20 protein-coding genes are annotated in these 17,067 nt (G+C 67.3%); 8 read left to right on the top strand and 12 right to left on the bottom strand.

Going from position 1 to position 17,067, the window contains the following annotated elements:
- The first annotated feature begins 110 nt into the window (after positions 1-110).
- Positions 111-1,169: a GGDEF domain-containing protein gene (locus AC2YG9_RS11405; RefSeq protein ID WP_487298094.1), complete on the top strand. Its 1,059-nt coding sequence runs from the start codon at positions 111-113 to the stop codon at positions 1,167-1,169.
- A gap of 106 nt (positions 1,170-1,275) precedes the next feature.
- Positions 1,276-2,079 carry an enoyl-CoA hydratase/isomerase gene (locus AC2YG9_RS11400; RefSeq protein WP_487298093.1) on the top strand — a complete coding sequence of 268 codons (804 nt, stop codon included), beginning with the start codon at positions 1,276-1,278 and terminating at the stop codon, positions 2,077-2,079.
- Positions 2,080-2,120: 41 nt separating this feature from the next.
- On the opposite strand, the gene AC2YG9_RS11395 is transcribed toward AC2YG9_RS11400, so the two are convergent.
- Positions 2,121-2,492 (bottom strand): TfoX/Sxy family protein, encoded by a 372-nt coding sequence (locus tag AC2YG9_RS11395; RefSeq protein WP_487298092.1) that lies wholly within the window; start codon positions 2,490-2,492, stop codon positions 2,121-2,123.
- Positions 2,493-2,575: 83 nt separating this feature from the next.
- Between AC2YG9_RS11395 and AC2YG9_RS11390 the strand changes: the two genes are divergently transcribed.
- Both AC2YG9_RS11390 and AC2YG9_RS11385 read left to right on the top strand, forming a co-directional pair.
- Positions 2,576-3,136 (top strand): TetR/AcrR family transcriptional regulator, encoded by a 561-nt coding sequence (locus AC2YG9_RS11390; protein WP_487298091.1) that lies wholly within the window; start codon positions 2,576-2,578, stop codon positions 3,134-3,136.
- A 24-nt stretch (positions 3,137-3,160) separates the two neighbouring features.
- Positions 3,161-3,952, top strand: coding sequence for a lysophospholipid acyltransferase family protein (locus tag AC2YG9_RS11385; protein ID WP_487298090.1), 792 nt, complete (start codon positions 3,161-3,163; stop codon positions 3,950-3,952).
- Positions 3,953-4,114: 162 nt separating this feature from the next.
- Here AC2YG9_RS11385 and AC2YG9_RS11380 read toward each other — a convergent pair whose 3' ends face one another.
- From AC2YG9_RS11380 to AC2YG9_RS11345, 8 genes are read right to left on the bottom strand one after another with little or no spacing between them, the layout of a single operon-like run.
- On the bottom strand, positions 4,115-4,501 hold the full coding sequence (locus AC2YG9_RS11380) for a HesB/IscA family protein (protein WP_487298089.1): 387 nt from the start codon (positions 4,499-4,501) through the stop codon (positions 4,115-4,117).
- 2 nt (positions 4,502-4,503) lie between these two features.
- The gene (locus AC2YG9_RS11375) at positions 4,504-4,860 is read right to left on the bottom strand and encodes an SUF system Fe-S cluster assembly protein (RefSeq protein WP_487298088.1); all 357 of its coding nucleotides are present in this window, start codon (positions 4,858-4,860) and stop codon (positions 4,504-4,506) included.
- A gap of 6 nt (positions 4,861-4,866) precedes the next feature.
- Positions 4,867-6,081: a cysteine desulfurase gene (locus AC2YG9_RS11370; RefSeq protein WP_487298087.1), complete on the bottom strand. Its 1,215-nt coding sequence runs from the start codon at positions 6,079-6,081 to the stop codon at positions 4,867-4,869.
- Positions 6,081-7,115: a Fe-S cluster assembly protein SufD gene (gene sufD, locus AC2YG9_RS11365; RefSeq protein WP_487298086.1), complete on the bottom strand. Its 1,035-nt coding sequence runs from the start codon at positions 7,113-7,115 to the stop codon at positions 6,081-6,083. Before sufD ends, AC2YG9_RS11370 begins: the two co-directional genes overlap by 1 nt.
- Positions 7,112-7,858, bottom strand: a complete 747-nt coding sequence (gene sufC, locus AC2YG9_RS11360) for a Fe-S cluster assembly ATPase SufC (protein ID WP_487298085.1) — start codon at positions 7,856-7,858, stop codon at positions 7,112-7,114. Before sufC ends, sufD begins: the two co-directional genes overlap by 4 nt.
- A gap of 16 nt (positions 7,859-7,874) precedes the next feature.
- Complete coding sequence (sufB, locus tag AC2YG9_RS11355; protein ID WP_487298084.1) at positions 7,875-9,347, bottom strand: Fe-S cluster assembly protein SufB; 1,473 nt, start codon at positions 9,345-9,347, stop codon at positions 7,875-7,877.
- Positions 9,348-9,350: 3 nt separating this feature from the next.
- Positions 9,351-10,478, bottom strand: coding sequence for a cysteine desulfurase family protein (locus tag AC2YG9_RS11350; RefSeq protein ID WP_487298083.1), 1,128 nt, complete (start codon positions 10,476-10,478; stop codon positions 9,351-9,353).
- Positions 10,475-10,921: an Rrf2 family transcriptional regulator gene (locus AC2YG9_RS11345; RefSeq protein WP_487298082.1), complete on the bottom strand. Its 447-nt coding sequence runs from the start codon at positions 10,919-10,921 to the stop codon at positions 10,475-10,477. The genes AC2YG9_RS11350 and AC2YG9_RS11345 overlap by 4 nt, the downstream gene beginning before the upstream one ends.
- Positions 10,922-11,064: 143 nt before the next feature.
- On the opposite strand from AC2YG9_RS11345, the gene AC2YG9_RS11340 reads away from it, so the two are divergent.
- Complete coding sequence (locus tag AC2YG9_RS11340; RefSeq protein WP_487298081.1) at positions 11,065-11,715, top strand: alpha/beta hydrolase; 651 nt, start codon at positions 11,065-11,067, stop codon at positions 11,713-11,715.
- Entirely contained in the window at positions 11,715-12,251 is a 537-nt protein-coding gene (ppa, locus tag AC2YG9_RS11335) for an inorganic diphosphatase (RefSeq protein ID WP_487298080.1), read from the top strand. The genes AC2YG9_RS11340 and ppa overlap by 1 nt, the downstream gene beginning before the upstream one ends.
- Here ppa and AC2YG9_RS11330 read toward each other — a convergent pair.
- The 3 genes from AC2YG9_RS11330 to AC2YG9_RS11320 form a co-directional block, all read right to left on the bottom strand.
- Complete coding sequence (locus AC2YG9_RS11330) at positions 12,248-12,781, bottom strand: CPBP family intramembrane glutamic endopeptidase (protein WP_487298079.1); 534 nt, start codon at positions 12,779-12,781, stop codon at positions 12,248-12,250. The two genes, ppa and AC2YG9_RS11330, sit on opposite strands and share 4 nt — an antisense overlap.
- A 275-nt stretch (positions 12,782-13,056) precedes the next feature.
- Positions 13,057-14,259, bottom strand: coding sequence for an exo-beta-N-acetylmuramidase NamZ family protein (locus AC2YG9_RS11325; protein ID WP_487298078.1), 1,203 nt, complete (start codon positions 14,257-14,259; stop codon positions 13,057-13,059).
- Positions 14,256-14,801 (bottom strand): DOMON-like domain-containing protein, encoded by a 546-nt coding sequence (locus AC2YG9_RS11320; protein WP_487298077.1) that lies wholly within the window; start codon positions 14,799-14,801, stop codon positions 14,256-14,258. The genes AC2YG9_RS11325 and AC2YG9_RS11320 overlap by 4 nt, the downstream gene beginning before the upstream one ends.
- Before the next feature lie 206 nt (positions 14,802-15,007).
- On the opposite strand from AC2YG9_RS11320, the gene tyrS reads away from it, so the two are divergent.
- The gene (gene tyrS, locus AC2YG9_RS11315; RefSeq protein WP_487298076.1) at positions 15,008-16,315 is read left to right on the top strand and encodes a tyrosine--tRNA ligase; all 1,308 of its coding nucleotides are present in this window, start codon (positions 15,008-15,010) and stop codon (positions 16,313-16,315) included.
- A gap of 156 nt (positions 16,316-16,471) precedes the next feature.
- Positions 16,472-16,939, top strand: coding sequence for a peroxiredoxin (locus tag AC2YG9_RS11310; protein WP_487298075.1), 468 nt, complete (start codon positions 16,472-16,474; stop codon positions 16,937-16,939).
- Positions 16,940-17,067: the final 128 nt, after the last annotated feature.

Raw genomic sequence — 17,067 nt, 5'->3', positions numbered from 1 at the left:
GCGCAACAGCGTCCAGTTTTAACCTGACGTTTGGCGTTACCCACTAGTGTCGTTCCACTGAAACACGCGCATCCGCCGAAAGCGGCTGCGTTTCGGGGGAATACGAGACGATGCCCGGCGCTTTTGAACAATCCCTGCGGGGGCCTCAGGCCTACAAGATCACCCGCAAGGCCATCGACATGATGGAACGCCACAACATCTGGCCGACCCCGCTCAACTTCGAGCTCTGGTCGCATTTCGTCGCCGATCCCGAAGGCGCCCTGGCCAAGGAACTGACCCGGCTGATCAGCGCCGGCGAGCCGATGACCGAGGCGATCAGCGAGGAACTGGCCGCCGCCTACCTGGCCAAGGCCAAGCTCAACGAACAGATCCGTGACGCCGGGGACCAGCTGACCAAGGAACTGGCTTCGGTCGCCAAGGCCATCCAGACGGCCCAGAAGTCGACCGCCGCCTATGGTGAGACCCTGTCCACGGCCAGCGACAGCCTGGGCGCCGCGACCGACCCCGCCTCGCTCAAGAAGATGGTGCAGACCCTGGCCAGCGCCACCGAGCGCGTCCAGAAGCAGAACGACACCCTCGAGCAGAAGCTGTCGGACTCGACCACCGAGGTCGCTCGTCTGCGCGAACACCTGGAACAGGTGCGCCGCGACGCCACCACCGACGGCCTGACCAATCTGGCCAACCGCAAGGCCTTTGACGACGAGCTGGCCCGCGCCTGCGCCGACGCCGACGAACAGGGCACGGCCCTGACCCTGGCGGTGCTCGACATCGACCACTTCAAGACCTTCAACGACACCTGGGGCCACCAGACGGGCGACCAGGTCATCCGCTTCGTGGCCAGCGTAATCGGCCGCGTCGGCGCCACGCCGCGCTTCGCCGCCCGCTACGGCGGCGAGGAATTCGCCATGATCTTCCCCGGTGAGGACGCGACGATCGTCGAGGCCTGCCTGGAAGAGATTCGCGACGAAGTCGCCTCGCGCATGCTCAAGCGCCGCTCGACCAACGAGGACCTCGGCGCCGTCACCGTCTCGGCGGGCCTGGCGACGCGCAAGGCCGGCGAAACCGGCGTCTGCACCATGGAGCGGGCCGATGCGGCCCTCTACATCTCCAAGCGCGCCGGCCGCAACCGCGTGACCAACGGCGAGAAGGTGACCTCGGTCGCCGCCTAACCTCCGCACTCCCGCTTGCGGGAGGCGGTTTTCTGAAAATTTCCGCTGGCGTTCCCCGGGGTTACAGCGCTCATCCTCCCCTCAAAGCATGAGAGGGAGGTCCGCCATGGACTACAACAAGATCAAGGTTGAACTGGTCGACGGCGTCGCCGTGGTGATCATGAACGACCCAAGCTCGATGAACGCCGCCGGCCTCGACCTGGCCAGCGAGCTTGCCCACGCCTTCCGCAGCATCGCCGGCGGTCAGATCAAGGCCCGCGCCGTGGTGCTGACCGGCGAAGGACGCGGCTTCTGTTCGGGCGCCAACCTGTCGGGCGGCGGCGCCGCCGGCCGTGAGCTGGACGTCGACGGCAAGCCGGACGCCGGCAATGCGCTGGACAGCATCTACAACCCGCTGGTCACCCTGATCAAAAACTGCCCCGTGCCCGTAGTCACCGCCGTCAACGGCGCCGCCGCCGGCATCGGCTGCTCCTTCGGCCTGCTCGGCGACTACATCCTGGTCGGCGAGAGCGGCTACTTCCTGCAGGCCTTCCGCCGCATCGGCCTGGTGCCGGACGGTGGCTCGACCTACCTGCTGCCGCGCATGATCGGCCGGGCCCGGGCCATGGAAATGGCCCTGATGGGCGACAAGATCGGGGCCGCCAAGGCGCTGGAATGGGGCCTGTGCAACCGCGTCGTCGCCGACGCCGAGCTGCGCGACGCCGCCATCGCCGTGGCCAAGGAACTGGCCAACGGCCCGGCTTCGCTGGGCCTGATCCGCCAGCTGATCTGGGACAGCCAGGACAATACCTGGGGCGAACAGCTGCAGGCCGAACGCCGCGCCCAGAAGGTGGCCGGCAAGACCGACGACTTCGTCGAAGGCGTCAGCGCCTTCCTGCAAAAGCGTCCGGCGGCCTTCAAAGGCGCTTGAGGCTCCCAGAAGCGGTACAATAGTTCGCCGCTTCGATAAGCTCAGCCATCCCAAGGCCCGGGTCCGATATCGGCCCGGGCCTTTCCTTTTTTCGGGGCCTTGCTCCGCAGCACCGCTTCAAGCGCAAGCCGCGCCCAACGCGAGGCTTCTACGGGATCGTCCTGCGCCTCTTCGGGCAGGCTGAAGTAAGGGAGCGCCGCCTGCCGGTCGCGCTTGCGCTGGTGATAGACGAACGGCCCAGACCCGGCCGCGACAAAGGTGTGCCGCGTCTGGTCATCGACCTTCAGATAGATGGTCTCGCCGAACACCAGGGCGAACATCATGCCGTCCAGCCAGACGCCCTTGCCCCCGAACATCCGCTTCACGACCACCGCGCCCAGCGGTTCAAACAGGTCGGTCAGATGCTCGTCCATGGAAAAACACACCGTGTGAGTAAATGCTCACTTGCATTCCCGATCAACATGTGAGCAAATGCTCACATCAAGGGGAATTGCTCATGTCCGCCAAGCCTCGCATCGAACGCGCCGCGCTGGAAGTCTTTGTCCGGGAGGGTGTCGACGCCGCCACCACCCGCGCCATCGCCACCGAGGCTGGGGTGTCGGAAGGCGCCCTCTACCGCCACTACCGCAGCAAGGACGAACTGGCCGCCAGCCTGTTCATGACCGTCCACCGCCGCCTCTCCTCACTGATCGAGGAGAGCGCCGCCGAGGCGACCGGCATCAAGGCCAAGGCCGCCGCCATCGTACGCGCCTACTGCGAAGTGGCCGACGAGGACTGGCTGACCTTCGCCTTCCACCTGACCCAGATCCATCGCTTCATCCCCCTCTACCAGGAGGATGGCCGCGACCCGGTGACGGTGACCGAGAACGTCATCAAGCAAGCCATGATCAACGCCGAGCTGCCGCCGGCCGACCCGCGCCTGCTCGCCGCCATGGCCATCGGGGTGATCACCCAGACCGCCCAGAACAAGGCCTATGGGCGCCTGGGCGACGACAGTCTGTCGGCCCACGCCCCGCTGATGACCGCCGCCGTTCAGGCTGTGTTGTTCGCCCGCTAACGTTTTCAGGGAATGATGACGCCCATGCGCTCGATCCTTTTCGCCTGCTACTACTGGGCCGCCACGGTGTTCTACGCCCTGAGCGCGGTCCTCCTGTCGATCCTGCCCGGCCGCCGGCCGATGCGAGGGGCGATCAAGCTCTACACCCACCGGATGATGTGGGGCATGCGGGCCATCGCCGGCATCGACATCACCGTGAAGGGCCAGGAACGGCTGCCCGAGGGCGCCTTCATCGTCGCCGCCAAGCACCACAGCTGGGGCGATGGCTTCGTCCTCTATTCCTCGGTGCCGAACCTGACGTTCGTGACCGGCGACCACATGGAGAAGTTCCCCCTGGTCGGCGGCATCCTGCGCAAGCTGGGCGCGATCATCGTCGACAACTGCGGCGGGCCGGAAGCGCGCAAGGCCCTGACCGAGAGCTCGGCCCTGGCCCACAAGGAAGGCCGCCGCATCCTGATCTTCCCGGAAGGCAACCTGGCCAAGCCGGGCGAGCACTTCCGCTATCGCTCGGGCGTCTACTTCATGGCCCGCGACTTCGACCTGCCGGTCGTGCCCGTGGCGACAAACTTGGGGCTGTTCTGGCAGCAGCAGGACTTCAAGAAGACGCCCGGCCAATGCACGGTCGAGTTCCTCGAGCCGATGGAAGCCGGCGACGACAAGAACGCCTTCCTCAAATGCCTGCGCGATGTCGTCGAGAACCGCAGCCAGGAACTGATCGCCGAGGCGACCGGTATGCCCTTGGAACCGTCGGTTCTGGTGCCGACGCCGGACGAGGTGCGCAAGCTAGCCGACAAGACCGCCACGGAAGCCGCCTGAGTTTGGGGACTGGTTCGGCGCAACGCGGCCTACCTGTCCCCGATCAGCGCCGGCCGTTGGGCCAAGCGCGATCCAGACGCGTGCGAACCTGCTGGAGCGAGAGCAACCTCGCAGCCGGCGCCAATCGGGGACAGGTAGGCCGCGTTGCGGCCAACCGGTCCCCTACTCCGCGCTCGCCGGAATAATCGTCACGCTTTCCCCACACCCGCAGGCGTCGGTCTCGTTCGGATTGCGGAAGACGAACTTCGACGACAGGCGGCTGACCTCGTAGTCGATCGTGGTGCCGATCAGGAACAGCACCGCTTTCGGGTCGATCAGGATCGTCACATCCTTGTCCTCGACCACCTCGTCCAGCGGACCGGCGGTTTCGGCGTATTCGAGGATGTACTCCTGGCCCGCGCAGCCGCCGTTCTTCACGCCAACCCGCAGGCCGGCGTAAGGCTTCTCGGCCTTGGCCATGATTTCCTTCACCCGCTCGGCGGCGCTGTCACTCAGGGTGACGACCTTGGGGCGGGGGCGGCGGGCGCGGGGTGGGGCGGCGATTTCCATGGTCAGAACATGTTCAGCTGGAGCTTGGCCTCGTCCGACATGCGGGACGGGTCCCACGGCGGATCGAAGACCAGCTCGACGACGCAAGACTTGATGTCCGGCAGTTCCATGACCGCGTCCTCGACCCAACCCGGCATTTCGCCGGCCACAGGGCAGCCTGGGGCGGTCAGGGTCATGTCGATGGCCACGTGTTTGTCGTCCGAGACGTCGACCTTGTAGATCAGGCCCAGCTCATAGATGTCGACCGGGATTTCCGGGTCGAACACGGTCTTGAGCTGCTCGACCAGCTTGTCGGTCAGCACGTCCAGTTCGGCCTGGGTCAAAGGGGCCACATTGCTGGGTGGGGGGGCGTCGGTCATGATGTCTCAGGCAAAGAAGCTGCGGGCCTTGACCAGCGCGTCGGCGAACGCGTCGGCCTCGTCCAGGGTGTTATATAGGGCGAAGGAGGCCCGCGCGCTCGCGGTGACTCCAAATCGGGCCATCAGAGGCTCGGCGCAGTGGGTGCCGGCGCGCACCGCCACCCCCTGCTTGTCCAGTATCTGGGCGATGTCGTGGGCGTGCGCGCCCTCGACGGTGAACGACAGGATGGCGCCCTTGTCCGGCGCCGTGCCGAGGATGCGCAGCCAGTTGGCCCCGTCGAGCCGCTCGATGACCCGGTCGTAAAGGGCGCGCTCGTGACGGGCGACAGCTTCCCGGTCGAACTGCATGAGCCAGTCGACGGCGGCGCCCAGGCCGATGGCCTCGATGATCGGCGGCGTGCCGGCCTCAAACCGCATGGGCGGCTCGGCATAGGTGATGGCGTCTTCGGTGACCGTGCCGATCATCTCGCCGCCACCCTGGTAAGGCGGCAGGGCGGCCAGGCGCTCGGCCTTGCCGTAGAGGATACCGATGCCGGTCGGGCCGTAGAGTTTGTGGCCGGTGGCGACGTAGAAGTCGCAATCGAGCGCCTTCACATCGACGATGGTGTGGACCGCGCCCTGACAGCCGTCGATCAGCACCAGGGCGCCGGCGGCGTGGGCCGCATCGGTGATGCCCTTGATCGGATTGATCGTGCCCAGGACGTTGGACATGTGGGTGACGGCGACCAGCCGGGTGCGCGGTCCGATCAGCTTCAGGGTCGCGGCCAGGTCCAACTCGCCGCTCTCGGTCACCGGGGCGAAGCGCAGAACCACGCCCTTGCGCTCGCGCAGCAGGTGCCAGGGGACGATGTTGGAGTGGTGCTCCATCTGGGTGACGAGGATTTCGTCCCCCTCCCCCAGCGACTGGCCCAGGGTGTTGGCCACAAGATTGATGGCCTCGGTGCCGCCCTTGGTGAAGACGATCTCGGTCTCGGCGGCGTTCAGGAAGCGGGCGACCGATTTGCGAGCTTTTTCATAGGCATCGGTGGCTTCGTTGGAGAGGGTGTGCAGGCCGCGGTGGACGTTGGCGTAGCCGCCTTCCATCACCCGGACCATGCTGTCGACCACCGCGCGCGGCTTCTGGGCGCTGGCGGCGTTGTCGAGGTAGACCAGCGGCTTGCCGTTCACGGTCCGGGACAGGATCGGGAACTGGGCGCGGGCGGCTTCAGCGTCGAAGGCCATCAGAGCTCACCCAGCTGCTGCTCGGCCCACTGGCGCGCGACTTCGCGGGCGCCCTCATGCTCGATACGGTCGATGACCTCGCCGACAAAGGCGGCGGTCAGCATGGCGCGGGCGCGGTCGGCCGGCAGGCCCCGCTGCATGGCGTAGAAGATGGCGTCCTCGTCGAGGGCGCCGACCGTGTTGCCGTGGGCGCACTGGACGTCGTCGGCGAAGATGAGCAATTCGGGCTTGGCGTCGATCTCGGCCCGTTCGGAAAGGATCAGCGCCTGGTGGCGCATGCGGGCGTCAGTGCGGTCGGCGCCGGGCTGGACGACGATGCGGCCCTGGAAGACGCCGCGCGCCTGGTCGCGGGCGACGCCCTTGGTCAGCTGGGCGGTGGTCCCATCGACGCCGCCGTGGGTGACGGACGTCGTGAGGTCGGCATGGCGCTGGCCATCGAGCAGGTAGGCGCCGTCGAGACGGACGCTGGCCTCGTGACCAGGGTGCATGACGCGGGTCTCTAGCCGCTGGCGGCGGGCGCCGGTGGTCAGGACGGTCTGGCTGTAGTTCGAACCGGCCGTCAGGGTGACGGTGGCAGTCGAGACGCTGATGGCCTCGGCGTCGTCGGCGGCCAGGACGATGCGTTCGAGCCGCGCGCCTTCGCCAAGCGCGATGTCGAGTTCGGCGCTGGCGATGTAGCCGGCCGCCTGCCCCTCGTAGCTTTCCAGCAGGGTCAGTTTCGCGCCGGCCTTCACCTCGACTTGAATGCGGGCGTGGTGGCCCGTGCCGTCGGCGGTGGAGACGAAGCGCAGGGCGGCGAGGTGGTCGCCCTCCCCCTCGGCGATCAGGCCCGGGAAGCCGTCCACGCGGCCGTTCACCACGGCCAGTTCCTCGCCGAGACCGGCGAACGGGCCACCGGCCGTGACCACGGCCTCCGGCGAGGCGGCAGGGACCTTGCGGATCAGGCCGCGCAGGTCGGTCCAGCGCCAGTCCTCGTCACGGCGCGACGGCAGTTCGGCGAGGTCGCCGGTTCGGAGGGCGGTCGAAAGGCTCACGCGGCCTTCCCGTACTTGTCGTAGCCTTCGCGCTCGAGCTCATGGGCCAGTTCCGGCCCGCCCGAGGCGACGATGCGGCCGGCCGAGAGGACGTGCACGCGGTCGGGTTTGATGTAGTCGAGCAGGCGCTGGTAGTGGGTGATGACCAGCATGGCGCGATCAGGGCCGCGCATGGCGTTGACGCCGCCGGCGACGATCTTCAGGGCGTCGATGTCCAGCCCGCTGTCTGTCTCGTCGAGGATCAGGAAGCGGGGCGACAGCATCGCCATCTGGAAGATCTCCATCCGCTTCTTCTCGCCGCCCGAGAAGCCGACGTTGAGGCTGCGCTTGAGCATGTCGAAGTCGATCTTCAGCGAGGCGGCGGTCTCTCGCGCCAGCTTCAGGAAGGCCGGCGCCGCGATCTCGGCCTCGCCGCGCGCCTTGCGCTGGGCGTTCATCGAGGCGCGGATGAAGGTCAGGGCCGGAACCCCCGGAATTTCCAGAGGATACTGGAACGACAGGAAGACACCCTTGGCCGCCCGCTCGTTGGGATCGAGGGCCAGCAGGTCCTCGCCGTCAAGCGTCGCCGTGCCGTCGGTGACCTCGTAGCCCTCGCGCCCCGTGAGTACGTAGGACAGCGTCGACTTGCCGGCGCCATTGGGGCCCATGATGGCGTGCACTTCACCCGCCGGCACATCGAGGGTCAGGCCCTTGATGATCGGCTTGTCGGCGACGGTCGCGTGGAGGTTTTGGATCGAGAGCATTGTTTCTTTTCAGACTTTACCCGACCGAGCCTTCAAGGCTGATCGCAACGAGTTTCTGGGCTTCGACGGCGAACTCCATCGGGAGTTCCTGCAGCACGTCCTTGACGAAGCCGTTGACCAGCAGCTGGACGGCCTCTTCCTGACCGAGCCCGCGCTGCATGGCATAGAACAGCTGGTCCTCCGACAGGCGGGTGGTGGTGGCCTCGTGCTCGAACACCGCCTGGCCGTTGCGGGCCTCGATATAGGGCACGGTGTGGGCGGCGCATTCCTTGCCGATCAGCAGGCTGTCGCACTGGGTGAAGTTGCGGGCGCCCTTGGCCTTCGGGTGGGCCGAGACCAGGCCGCGGTAGGTGTTGGAGGATTTGCCGGCGCTGATGCCCTTGGAGATGATCCGCGAGCGGGTGTTGGCGCCCAGGTGGATCATCTTGGTGCCGGTGTCGGCCTGCTGGCGGCCGTTGGTGATGGCGATCGAGTAGAATTCTCCCACGCTGCCCTCGCCGCGCAGGACGCAGGAAGGGTACTTCCAGGTGATCGCCGAACCGGTCTCGACCTGGGTCCACGACACCTTAGAGCGGTCGCCGCGGCAGTCGGCGCGCTTGGTGACGAAGTTGTAGATGCCGCCCTTGCCGGTCACGGGATCGCCCGGGTACCAGTTCTGGACGGTGGAATACTTGATCGTCGCATCTTCCAGCGCCACCAGCTCGACGACGGCGGCGTGCAGCTGGTTCTCGTCCCGCATCGGAGCGGTGCAGCCTTCGAGGTAGGAGACCTGGGCGCCCTTGTCGACGATGATCAGGGTCCGCTCGAACTGGCCGGACTCGGCGGCGTTGATGCGGAAATAGGTGGAAAGCTCCATCGGGCACTTCACGCCCGGCGGCACATAGACGAACGATCCATCCGAAAAGACGGCGCTGTTCAGGCAGGCGAAATAGTTGTCGCTGACCGGCACCACGGAGCCCAGGTACTTGCGGACCAGTTCGGGGTGCTCGCGGATCGCCTCGCTCATCGAGCAGAAGATGACGCCGACAGCGGCCAGTTCCTTCTTGAAGGTTGTCACCACGCTGACGCTGTCGAACACCGCGTCCACGGCATAGCGCGGCGCGCCGACGACGCCGGCCAGAACTTCCTGTTCCTTCAAGGGGATGCCGAGCTTGGCGTAGGTGGCCAGGATCTCCGGATCGACCTCGTCGAGGCTCAGCGGGCCGGATGCCGGGTCCTTGGGGGCGGCGTAGTAGTAGCTGTCCTGGTAGTCGATCTTGGGGAAGCTGACCTTGGCCCAGTCGGGCTCCTCCAGCGCCAGCCAGCGCTCATAGGCCTCAAGCCGCCACTGCAGCATCCACTCCGGCTCGCCCTTCTTGGCCGAGATGAAGCGGACGGTGTCGGCGCTCAGGCCCTTGGGGGCGAAGTCCTGCTCGATGTCGGTGACGAAGCCATGCTTGTAGGCCTCCAGCTCACCAACCTGATCGACAGTTTCTTTAACGGCAGCCATGACTTACGCGACTTCCTTGATCTTGGGCCGGCGACGCGTCTGCGCCTCCAGCCAGACATCGCCGGCGCGGATCCAGTCGGCTTCGACGCTCGACCAGCCGCCGCTGATTCGGATGGAACAGGGGGCGAGGTCGGGCCGGCCCATGGCCTCGACCGTGCGGCTCGGCTTGACCTTGCCCGAGGAACAGGCGGCCCCAGCGCTGATCATCACCCCGCCCAGGTCCATGATCATCACCTGCGTTTCGGCCGGCCAGTCGGCAGAAGCGACGCACAGCGTTTGGGGCAGGCGCGCCGCGTCCTTGCCGAGCGCCGTGGCGCCAGCGGCTTCGAGCTTCATCTGCAGCGCGTCACGCGATGCGGCCTGCGCCGCCATGGCGTCCAGACCAGCCAGGGCCTCGCGGGCAGCCGCGCCGAAGGCGGCGATACCCGGCAGGTTCTCGGTGCCGGCGCGGCGGCCGCGTTCCTGACCACCGCCCTGCTGGCGGCGAGCCAACACGGCGCGGGTTCCGGCGACAAGGGCGCCGACGCCCTGCGGGCCGCCGATCTTGTGGGCCGACAGGGCGAGGGTATCGGCCTGCAAGGCGCTGAAATCGATGGCTATCTTGCCGGCGGCCTGAACCGCGTCGACGTGCAGCCAGCCGTCGGCGGCGCGCACCTTCTCGCCGGCCTCGGCTATCGGCTGGATGACGCCCGTCTCGTTGTTGGCCAGCATCAGGCAGACCAGCGCCCTGCCCGGCCGAGCCAGCGCGTCGTCGAGCCAGGCCAGATCGGCGACGCCATTGGGATCGACCGGCCAGACCTCGACCGGCAGGCCGGCGACTTGGACGGCCTCCCAGACGGCGTCATGTTCCGTGGCGCCCAGCAGGATGCGTTCAAATTTGGCGGCGACGGCGCTTTCGATAGCCAGGGCGCTGGCTTCGGTGCCGCCGCTGGTAAAGGTCACCGAACCCGGCACAACGCCAACCAGCGCGGCCACGGCCTCGCGGGCCTTCTCCAGGGTCGCGCGGGCGGCGCGACCGGCCGCATGCACCGACGAGGGGTTGCCCACGCAGTCGAGCACGGCGTTGAGGGCCGCTTTCGCCTCTGGCCGCACCGGGGCGGTGGCGTTGAAGTCGAGATAGACGCTCGTCATGCGGCGACCTTGGAGTCAGGCGTCAGACGCCCTTCCAGCACATCGGCCAACGAAACCGACGCCAGATAGCTGTGCAGCTGGCGACCCATCTCTTCCCAAAGGTCGTGGGTAGAGCAGCGGACGCCTGCCTTCATGCAGCCCTTGCCGGTCGCATGGCCGCAGCGCGTGGCCCTCAGGGGCTCGTCGACGGCCAGCACGATCTCGGCGATGTGCGTTTCTGTGGCCGAACGGGCCAGGCGATAGCCGCCGCCAGGGCCGCGCAGGCTCTTGACCAGCCCGCGTCGGCGCAGGCGCGCGAACAGCTGTTCCAGATAGCTCAGCGAGATTTCCTGACGCGCCGCGATCTCGGCCAGAGGCACCGCGCGCGAACCGTCCGCGTCCTGACGGCCGGCCAGGTCGGTCATGGCCATAACGGCGTAGCGGCCTTTTGTGGACAGACGCATGGCGGATTCCTTGGCATCCGGCGGCGGGCCTGTGCTAAAGCCCGCGCCGCGCGTCGGCCGGGCCGTCGCGAATGCGCCTGATCTAGGAAGACCAAGCGCAGCGGTCAAGTATTCTGCACCGCACAACGAGGAGAAGGTTGCTTATGCCTGAAGTGGTTCTCACCGGCGCCGCCGGCCGGATCGAAGGCCGGTATTCGCCGGGCAAGCGTGAAAACGCCCCCATCGCGCTGATCCTGCACCCGCACCCGCGCGCCGGCGGCCACATGAACCACCCGGTCGCGGTGCAGATGTACCACCTGTTCATGAAGCGCGGTTTCTCGACCCTGCGCTTCAACTTCCGCGGCGTTGGCCGCTCGCAGGGCGAGTTCGACGGCGGCATCGGCGAGCTGGCCGACGCTGCCACGGCGCTCGACTGGCTGCAGTCCACCAACCCGACGGCCAGCCAGTGCTGGGTCGCCGGCTACAGCTTCGGCGCCTGGGTCTCCATGCAGCTGCTGATGCGCCGCCCCGAGACCGATGGCTTCATCAGCGTCTCGCCGCCGGCCAACATGTACGACTTCAGCTTCCTGGCCCCCTGCCCCGCTTCGGGCCTGTTCCTGCACGGCACCAACGATACGGTGACGCCGCCGGTGGAAGTGGAGCGCGTGGTCACCAAGCTGCGCAGCCAGAAGGGCATCGTCATCGACTACGACCTGATCGACGGCGCCACCCACTTCTGGGCCGAAAACCTGCCGGACGTGGAAAAGCACGTCGGCGACTACCTCGACAAACGACTGGAAGCCGAGCCCGCGTAATGAATATCGACGCCCTCTCCATCGGGAAGAATCCGCCCGAGGATGTGAATGTGATCATCGAGGTGCCGCTGGGGGGCGAGCCGATCAAGTACGAGATGGACAAGGAAGCCGGCGTGCTGTTCGTCGACCGCTTCCTCTACACCTCGATGCGTTATCCGGGGAATTACGGCTTCATCCCGCACACCCTGTCTGGCGACGGCGACCCGGTCGACGTTATCTGCATGAACACCCGCGCCATCGCGCCGGGCGCGGTGATGAGCTGCCGCGTGGTCGGGGTTCTGTTCATGGAAGACCAGGCCGGCATCGACGAGAAGCTGATCGCCGTGCCCTCGTCGCACCTGACGGCGCGCTACGACAACGTCCAGAACTACACCGACCTGCCGCAGATCACCCTCGACCAGGTCGAGCACTTCTTCGTCCACTACAAGGACCTGGAGCCCGGCAAGTGGACCAAGGTCAAGGGCTGGGGCGACGCCGCCCAGGCCCGCCAGATGGTCGTCGAGGGCATCGAGCGCCACAAGGCGTCGAAGGCCTAAGGTCCTGCGCGCTCGCCCAGGGTGCGGGGCCCGGTTGCCAGAGCGATGACGGCCGCGACGGCCGACAGGATGACGAAGGTCGCCTGCGGGTCGTAGTGCGAGCCGTAGTTCGGAAACAGGAACTGGGCCAGGTTGCCAAAGGCGTGGAACACGACGGCCAGGCCCAGGCTGCGGCCGCCGACGCCGAAGAGCCAGACCGTGATGATCCGTAGCGGCAGCATCGCCAGGCACTGCCAGACGATCCACTCCGCCTCGCGGCCCGCCTGCAGGAACGGAACGATGTGCCAGAGGGCCCAGAAGGTCCCGATGGCGAGACCGGCGCCGAGCGCGGAGAGCCGGGGGGCCAGGCGCGGATAGAGGTAACCCTGCCATCCAAGTTCCTCGGCGACGGCCGCGAGCAGGAACATGGGCACGAAGGCCAGCGCCGCGCCGGCCGCGATCCGCGGCTCGGGCAAGGGGGCGCCCGTGGCCTTGAGCCAAAGCCATACGGCCGTCAGCGCCAGCGGCATGATCCCTGCGGCCGCCAGCAACCATAGCGGCCTTCGCCATGCCGGCGGGTCGGACAATCGTCCGAGGAGGCCCTTCACACCGGCGGCTCCGCCTTCACGCCAGGTGAGCAGGAGCGCCGCCGCTCCTGGCGCCATCGCCATCAGAGCGCTGACCGGGAGAGCAATGGGCAGGAGAGGCGCCGGTCCGCTCAGAAAGGCGCCCAGCAGCCAGAACGGCGCCGACAAGATCAAGACCAGCCCGCAGAAGCGCCACGGCCACCTCGCGGCACTGGCGGCCGCAGGCGGCGGAGGGGCGGTCAGTACAGCAGATGCGGCCGGCGCACCTCTTCCCAGGCGGTTTCGTCGGGCGTCGTCAGAGCGTCGAGGTCGCCCGGCTGCGCGCCCGGGTCATCCACCCATTCCCGCAGGCCCGGGCCGCCGTTGATGACGTCGATGGCCAGCTTGTCGAGCACGTACTCGTACGGGAAGTCGCGCCACAGGTCGTAGTCCGGATAGAGCTTGCGGATCGCCTTGAAGCCCAGCGCCTGCAGCCTCCAGGGCTTGAACGTCGCGTGGTCGTACTCGGGCCCCTCGGTGTGGATCTGCACGCCGCTGCAAAGCTTGTGAACGTGCTTGTGGAAGGTCGGCTCGAAGCTGATGTCGCGCAGGGTGCAGCCCCGCAGCCACTGCGGGGCGAACTCGCGCATCGTCCTGATCACGTCCCGCCCGTCGATGTCCGGCGCGCCGAACAGCTCCAGCGGCCGGGTCGTGCCCCGCCCCTCCGACAGGGTCGCGCCTTCGAGCATCACCGTGCCGGCATAGGCGCGGGCCATCCACAGGTTCGGCGCATTGGGGCTTGGGTTGATCCAGGTCCGCTCCCCCAGGGGCCAGCCGTAGCCCGGCGCGGCGTCGGGCTCGTAGCCCTCCATGGCGATGACCCGATAGTCGACGTCCAGCCTGTAGTGGTCGACGAACCAGTGGCCGAGTTCGCCCAGCGTCATCCCGTGGCGCATCGGCATCGGCCCGGCCCCAACGAAGCTCTCCCAGCCGGGCAGCAGGGTCAGCCCCTCGATCGGCCGGCCGGCGGGGTTGGGACGGTCCAGAACCCAGACCGACTTGCCGTGCTCGGCGGCGGCCTCCAGCACATAGAGCAGCGTCGTGATGAAGGTGTAGATGCGGCAACCGAGGTCCTGCATGTCGATCAGGATGACGTCAAACGTCCCCATCGACTGGCCGGTCGGGCGACGCACCTCGCCGTAGAGGCTGAAGACCGGGATGCCATGGACCGGATCGGTGAAGTCCGGCGACTCCATCATGTTGTCCTGCTTGTCGCCGCGCATGCCGTGCTGCGGCCCGAAGGCGGCGGTCAGCTTGATCTCGGGACAGGCGGCCAGGGCGTCGAGACTGTGGGTCAGGTCGGCGGTCACCGAGGCCGGATGGGCCAGCAGCGCCACGCGGCGGCCGGAGAGCTCCTTGCGCAGTTCCGGATCGGCGAGGAGGCGGTCGAGGCCGAACTTCATGGGGACTCCGGAGGCAGGATGGCGGCGAAGGCGTCAGGGTGGTGGAAGTCGGGCTGGCCCGGCGCGTGGGCCAGGGCCCAGTAGGACTTCGATCCGTCTTTCAATTCAATGACCGCCGACAGGCCCAGCCGCCAGGGCGCTCCGGACAGGCCGTCCAGCCGGTCGAGATCAAACACGGCCTGCAGCCGATAGGCGCCGGCCTCTTCCCGCACCACGCCGTCGCGGCGTTCGACGCCCTCCGGTGAGCGCATGCCCTCGCGACAGCCGTCGAAGACATAGACCGCCCACTGGTTCGAGGGCGACAGGTTGATCTCGGTGTATCCGGCCGCGCCCTGGTCGCCGACAAAGGCCTCGAAGCAGGTGTGCCGCCAGAGCTCATCAGCCCGCGCGGCATTGCGCCATTCGGGAAAGGCGATGGCGTCCACATCGCCGCTCAAGGCGAACTTCAGGGTCAACGACCGGCCTTCGCGCGCTGCGTCGACAGCAATCTCACGCACCGCGTCGCATGGCGTATCGGGGTGTGGCTTCAGGGTCAGCCTCATGCGCCCTTCGATAGCGGCCCGTTGACGCCGGTCAATGCCTCACGCTAACCAGCGGCCCATGATCGCCAAGGCCGCCCTCGCCGCCCTCTATTGCGCCCGCTCGTTCTGACGAGCGGCGTTGCGATCGCATGCCGCCCAACCCCGGCGGCATGTCCCATCCCAAAGACCTGACAGCGTCGCCGGCCCCTTCCAAACAGGAGCTATCGATGTCTATCGCCTTGCACGACCGCCCGCCCATGATACAGGCCGCCACCATGACCGAGACCGCAGAGTTCAAGTCCGCCTTCCTGCAGACCATGCGGGACCGCGGCTTCATCCATCAGATCACCCACCCGGCCGAGCTCGACGAGTCCGCGTCGGGCGGCATTGTCACCGGCTACATCGGCTTCGACGCCACCGCGCCCAGCCTGCACGTCGGCAGCCTGATCCAGATCATGCTGCTGCGCCGGCTGCAGCAGGCCGGCCACAAGCCCATCGTCCTGATGGGCGGCGCCACCACCAAGGTCGGCGATCCGACCGGCAAGGACGAGTCGCGCAAGCTGCTCAGCGAGGCTGACATCCAGGCCAACATCGCCAGCATCAAGACGGTCTTCGAGAAGTTCCTGACCTTCGGCGACGGGCCGACCGACGCGGTCATGGTCGACAACGACGAGTGGCTCTCCAAGCTCGGCTACATCGAATTCCTGCGCGAATTCGGCGTCCACTTCACGGTCAACCGCATGCTGGCGTTCGACTCGGTGAAGCTGCGCCTCGAGCGCGAGCAGCCGATGACCTTCCTCGAGTTCAACTACATGCTGATGCAGTCGGTGGACTTCCTGGAACTGAACCGCCGGCTCGGCGCGACCCTGCAGATGGGCGGCTCGGACCAGTGGGGCAACATCCTCAACGGGGTCGAGTTGATCCGCCGCGTCGATCAGAAGCCGGCCTTCGGCCTGACCACCCCCCTGCTCTCGACCGCTTCGGGCGCCAAGATGGGGAAGACGGCCCAGGGCGCGGTCTGGCTCAACGCCGACATGCGGTCGCCGTACGACTACTGGCAGTTCTGGCGCAACACCGAGGACGCCGACGTCGGCAAGTTCCTGCGCCTGTTCACTGACCTGCCGCTGGACGAGATCGCCCGCCTCGAAGCCCTGCCCGGCGCCGGCATCAATGACGCCAAGAAGGTGCTGGCCGACGAGGCGACCCGGATGCTGCACGGTGAGGAGGCCGCCAAGGCCGCCCGCGACGCCGCCACCAAGGCCTTCGAACAGGGCGCCCTCAGCGACGACCTGCCGTCCATCGAGATTCCGGCCGCCGATCTGGCGGAAGGGATCATGCTGGCCGCCCTTGCCGTCGACGCCGGCCTCTCTACCTCTCGCGGGGAAGCGCGCCGCCTGGCCCAGGGCGGCGGCCTGCGGGTCAACGACGTGCAGGAGATGGACGGCATGAAGCTGATCACGGCGGCCGATGTGGTCGACGGGGTCATCAAGCTGTCCCAGGGCAAGAAGAAGATCGTCCTGGTCCGGCCGGTCTGAGGGTTCGCGCCTCCCTCCCCGTCATCCCGGGCGGCCGCAGGCCGACCCGGGACCCAGGGGCGGGGCGCAAAGGCGGTTGATACAGCGAGTTCACGCACACCTGGGTCCCGGCTCTCCGCTACGCTCCGGCCGGGATGACGGAATGAGGAAGCAAGGATGACCACGGAACTCAAGGCCGGCGACAAGGCCCCCGACTTCGACCTGCCCACCGACAACGGGCGGGTCAGCCTGGCCGCGCTCAAGGGGCGGACGGTGGTCCTCTACTTCTACCCGAAGGACGACACCCCCGGCTGCACCACAGAGGGCAAGGACTTCAGCGCCCTGGCCGAAGATTTCGACAAGGCCGGCGCCACCGTCATCGGCGTCTCCAAGGACACCGCCGCCAAACACGGGAAGTTCCGCGCCAAGTACGACCTGAAGGTCGAGCTCGGCTCTGACACCGAAAGCGACGTCATCGAGCGCTACGGCGCCTGGGTGGAGAAAAAGCTCTACGGCCGCGAATACATGGGCATCGACCGCTCGACCTGGCTGATCGACGGCCAGGGCGTCATCCGCCGGGTCTGGCGCAAGGTGAAGGTCGCCGGTCACGCAGCCGAGGTGCTGAAAGCGGTCCAGGATCTCTGAATTCTGGACGCTGCGACCATCTGCCGCCCTGCTTTGCGACACTTCCATGACCCGCGAGTAACTGTGGCGATTTCGTCGCGGGCGTTAACCAATAGTGTCAGGAACTCAGCAAAAACGGCCCAAGACGC

This window comes from Caulobacter sp. SRI_014 (assembly GCF_057586315.1).
Note: the sequence above shows the minus strand (reverse complement) of the source record. Positions and strands in the feature narration are given on the sequence as shown.

Bases quoted from the DNA above. Each gene is read 5' to 3' on its own strand.
- AC2YG9_RS11405 (WP_487298094.1), top strand. From the start codon at position 111: ATGCCCGGCGCTTTTGAACAATCCCTGCGGGGGCCTCAGGCCTACAAG.
- AC2YG9_RS11400 (WP_487298093.1), top strand. From the start codon at position 1,276: ATGGACTACAACAAGATCAAGGTTGAACTGGTCGACGGCGTCGCCGTG.
- AC2YG9_RS11395 (WP_487298092.1), bottom strand. From the start codon at position 2,492: ATGGACGAGCATCTGACCGACCTGTTTGAACCGCTGGGCGCGGTGGTC.
- AC2YG9_RS11390 (WP_487298091.1), top strand. From the start codon at position 2,576: ATGTCCGCCAAGCCTCGCATCGAACGCGCCGCGCTGGAAGTCTTTGTC.
- AC2YG9_RS11385 (WP_487298090.1), top strand. From the start codon at position 3,161: ATGCGCTCGATCCTTTTCGCCTGCTACTACTGGGCCGCCACGGTGTTC.
- AC2YG9_RS11380 (WP_487298089.1), bottom strand. From the start codon at position 4,501: ATGGAAATCGCCGCCCCACCCCGCGCCCGCCGCCCCCGCCCCAAGGTC.
- AC2YG9_RS11375 (WP_487298088.1), bottom strand. From the start codon at position 4,860: ATGACCGACGCCCCCCCACCCAGCAATGTGGCCCCTTTGACCCAGGCC.
- AC2YG9_RS11370 (WP_487298087.1), bottom strand. From the start codon at position 6,081: ATGGCCTTCGACGCTGAAGCCGCCCGCGCCCAGTTCCCGATCCTGTCC.
- sufC (WP_487298085.1), bottom strand. From the start codon at position 7,858: ATGCTCTCGATCCAAAACCTCCACGCGACCGTCGCCGACAAGCCGATC.
- sufB (WP_487298084.1), bottom strand. From the start codon at position 9,347: ATGGCTGCCGTTAAAGAAACTGTCGATCAGGTTGGTGAGCTGGAGGCC.
- AC2YG9_RS11350 (WP_487298083.1), bottom strand. From the start codon at position 10,478: ATGACGAGCGTCTATCTCGACTTCAACGCCACCGCCCCGGTGCGGCCA.
- AC2YG9_RS11345 (WP_487298082.1), bottom strand. From the start codon at position 10,921: ATGCGTCTGTCCACAAAAGGCCGCTACGCCGTTATGGCCATGACCGAC.
- AC2YG9_RS11340 (WP_487298081.1), top strand. From the start codon at position 11,065: ATGCCTGAAGTGGTTCTCACCGGCGCCGCCGGCCGGATCGAAGGCCGG.
- ppa (WP_487298080.1), top strand. From the start codon at position 11,715: ATGAATATCGACGCCCTCTCCATCGGGAAGAATCCGCCCGAGGATGTG.
- AC2YG9_RS11325 (WP_487298078.1), bottom strand. From the start codon at position 14,259: ATGAAGTTCGGCCTCGACCGCCTCCTCGCCGATCCGGAACTGCGCAAG.
- AC2YG9_RS11320 (WP_487298077.1), bottom strand. From the start codon at position 14,801: ATGAGGCTGACCCTGAAGCCACACCCCGATACGCCATGCGACGCGGTG.
- tyrS (WP_487298076.1), top strand. From the start codon at position 15,008: ATGTCTATCGCCTTGCACGACCGCCCGCCCATGATACAGGCCGCCACC.
- AC2YG9_RS11310 (WP_487298075.1), top strand. From the start codon at position 16,472: ATGACCACGGAACTCAAGGCCGGCGACAAGGCCCCCGACTTCGACCTG.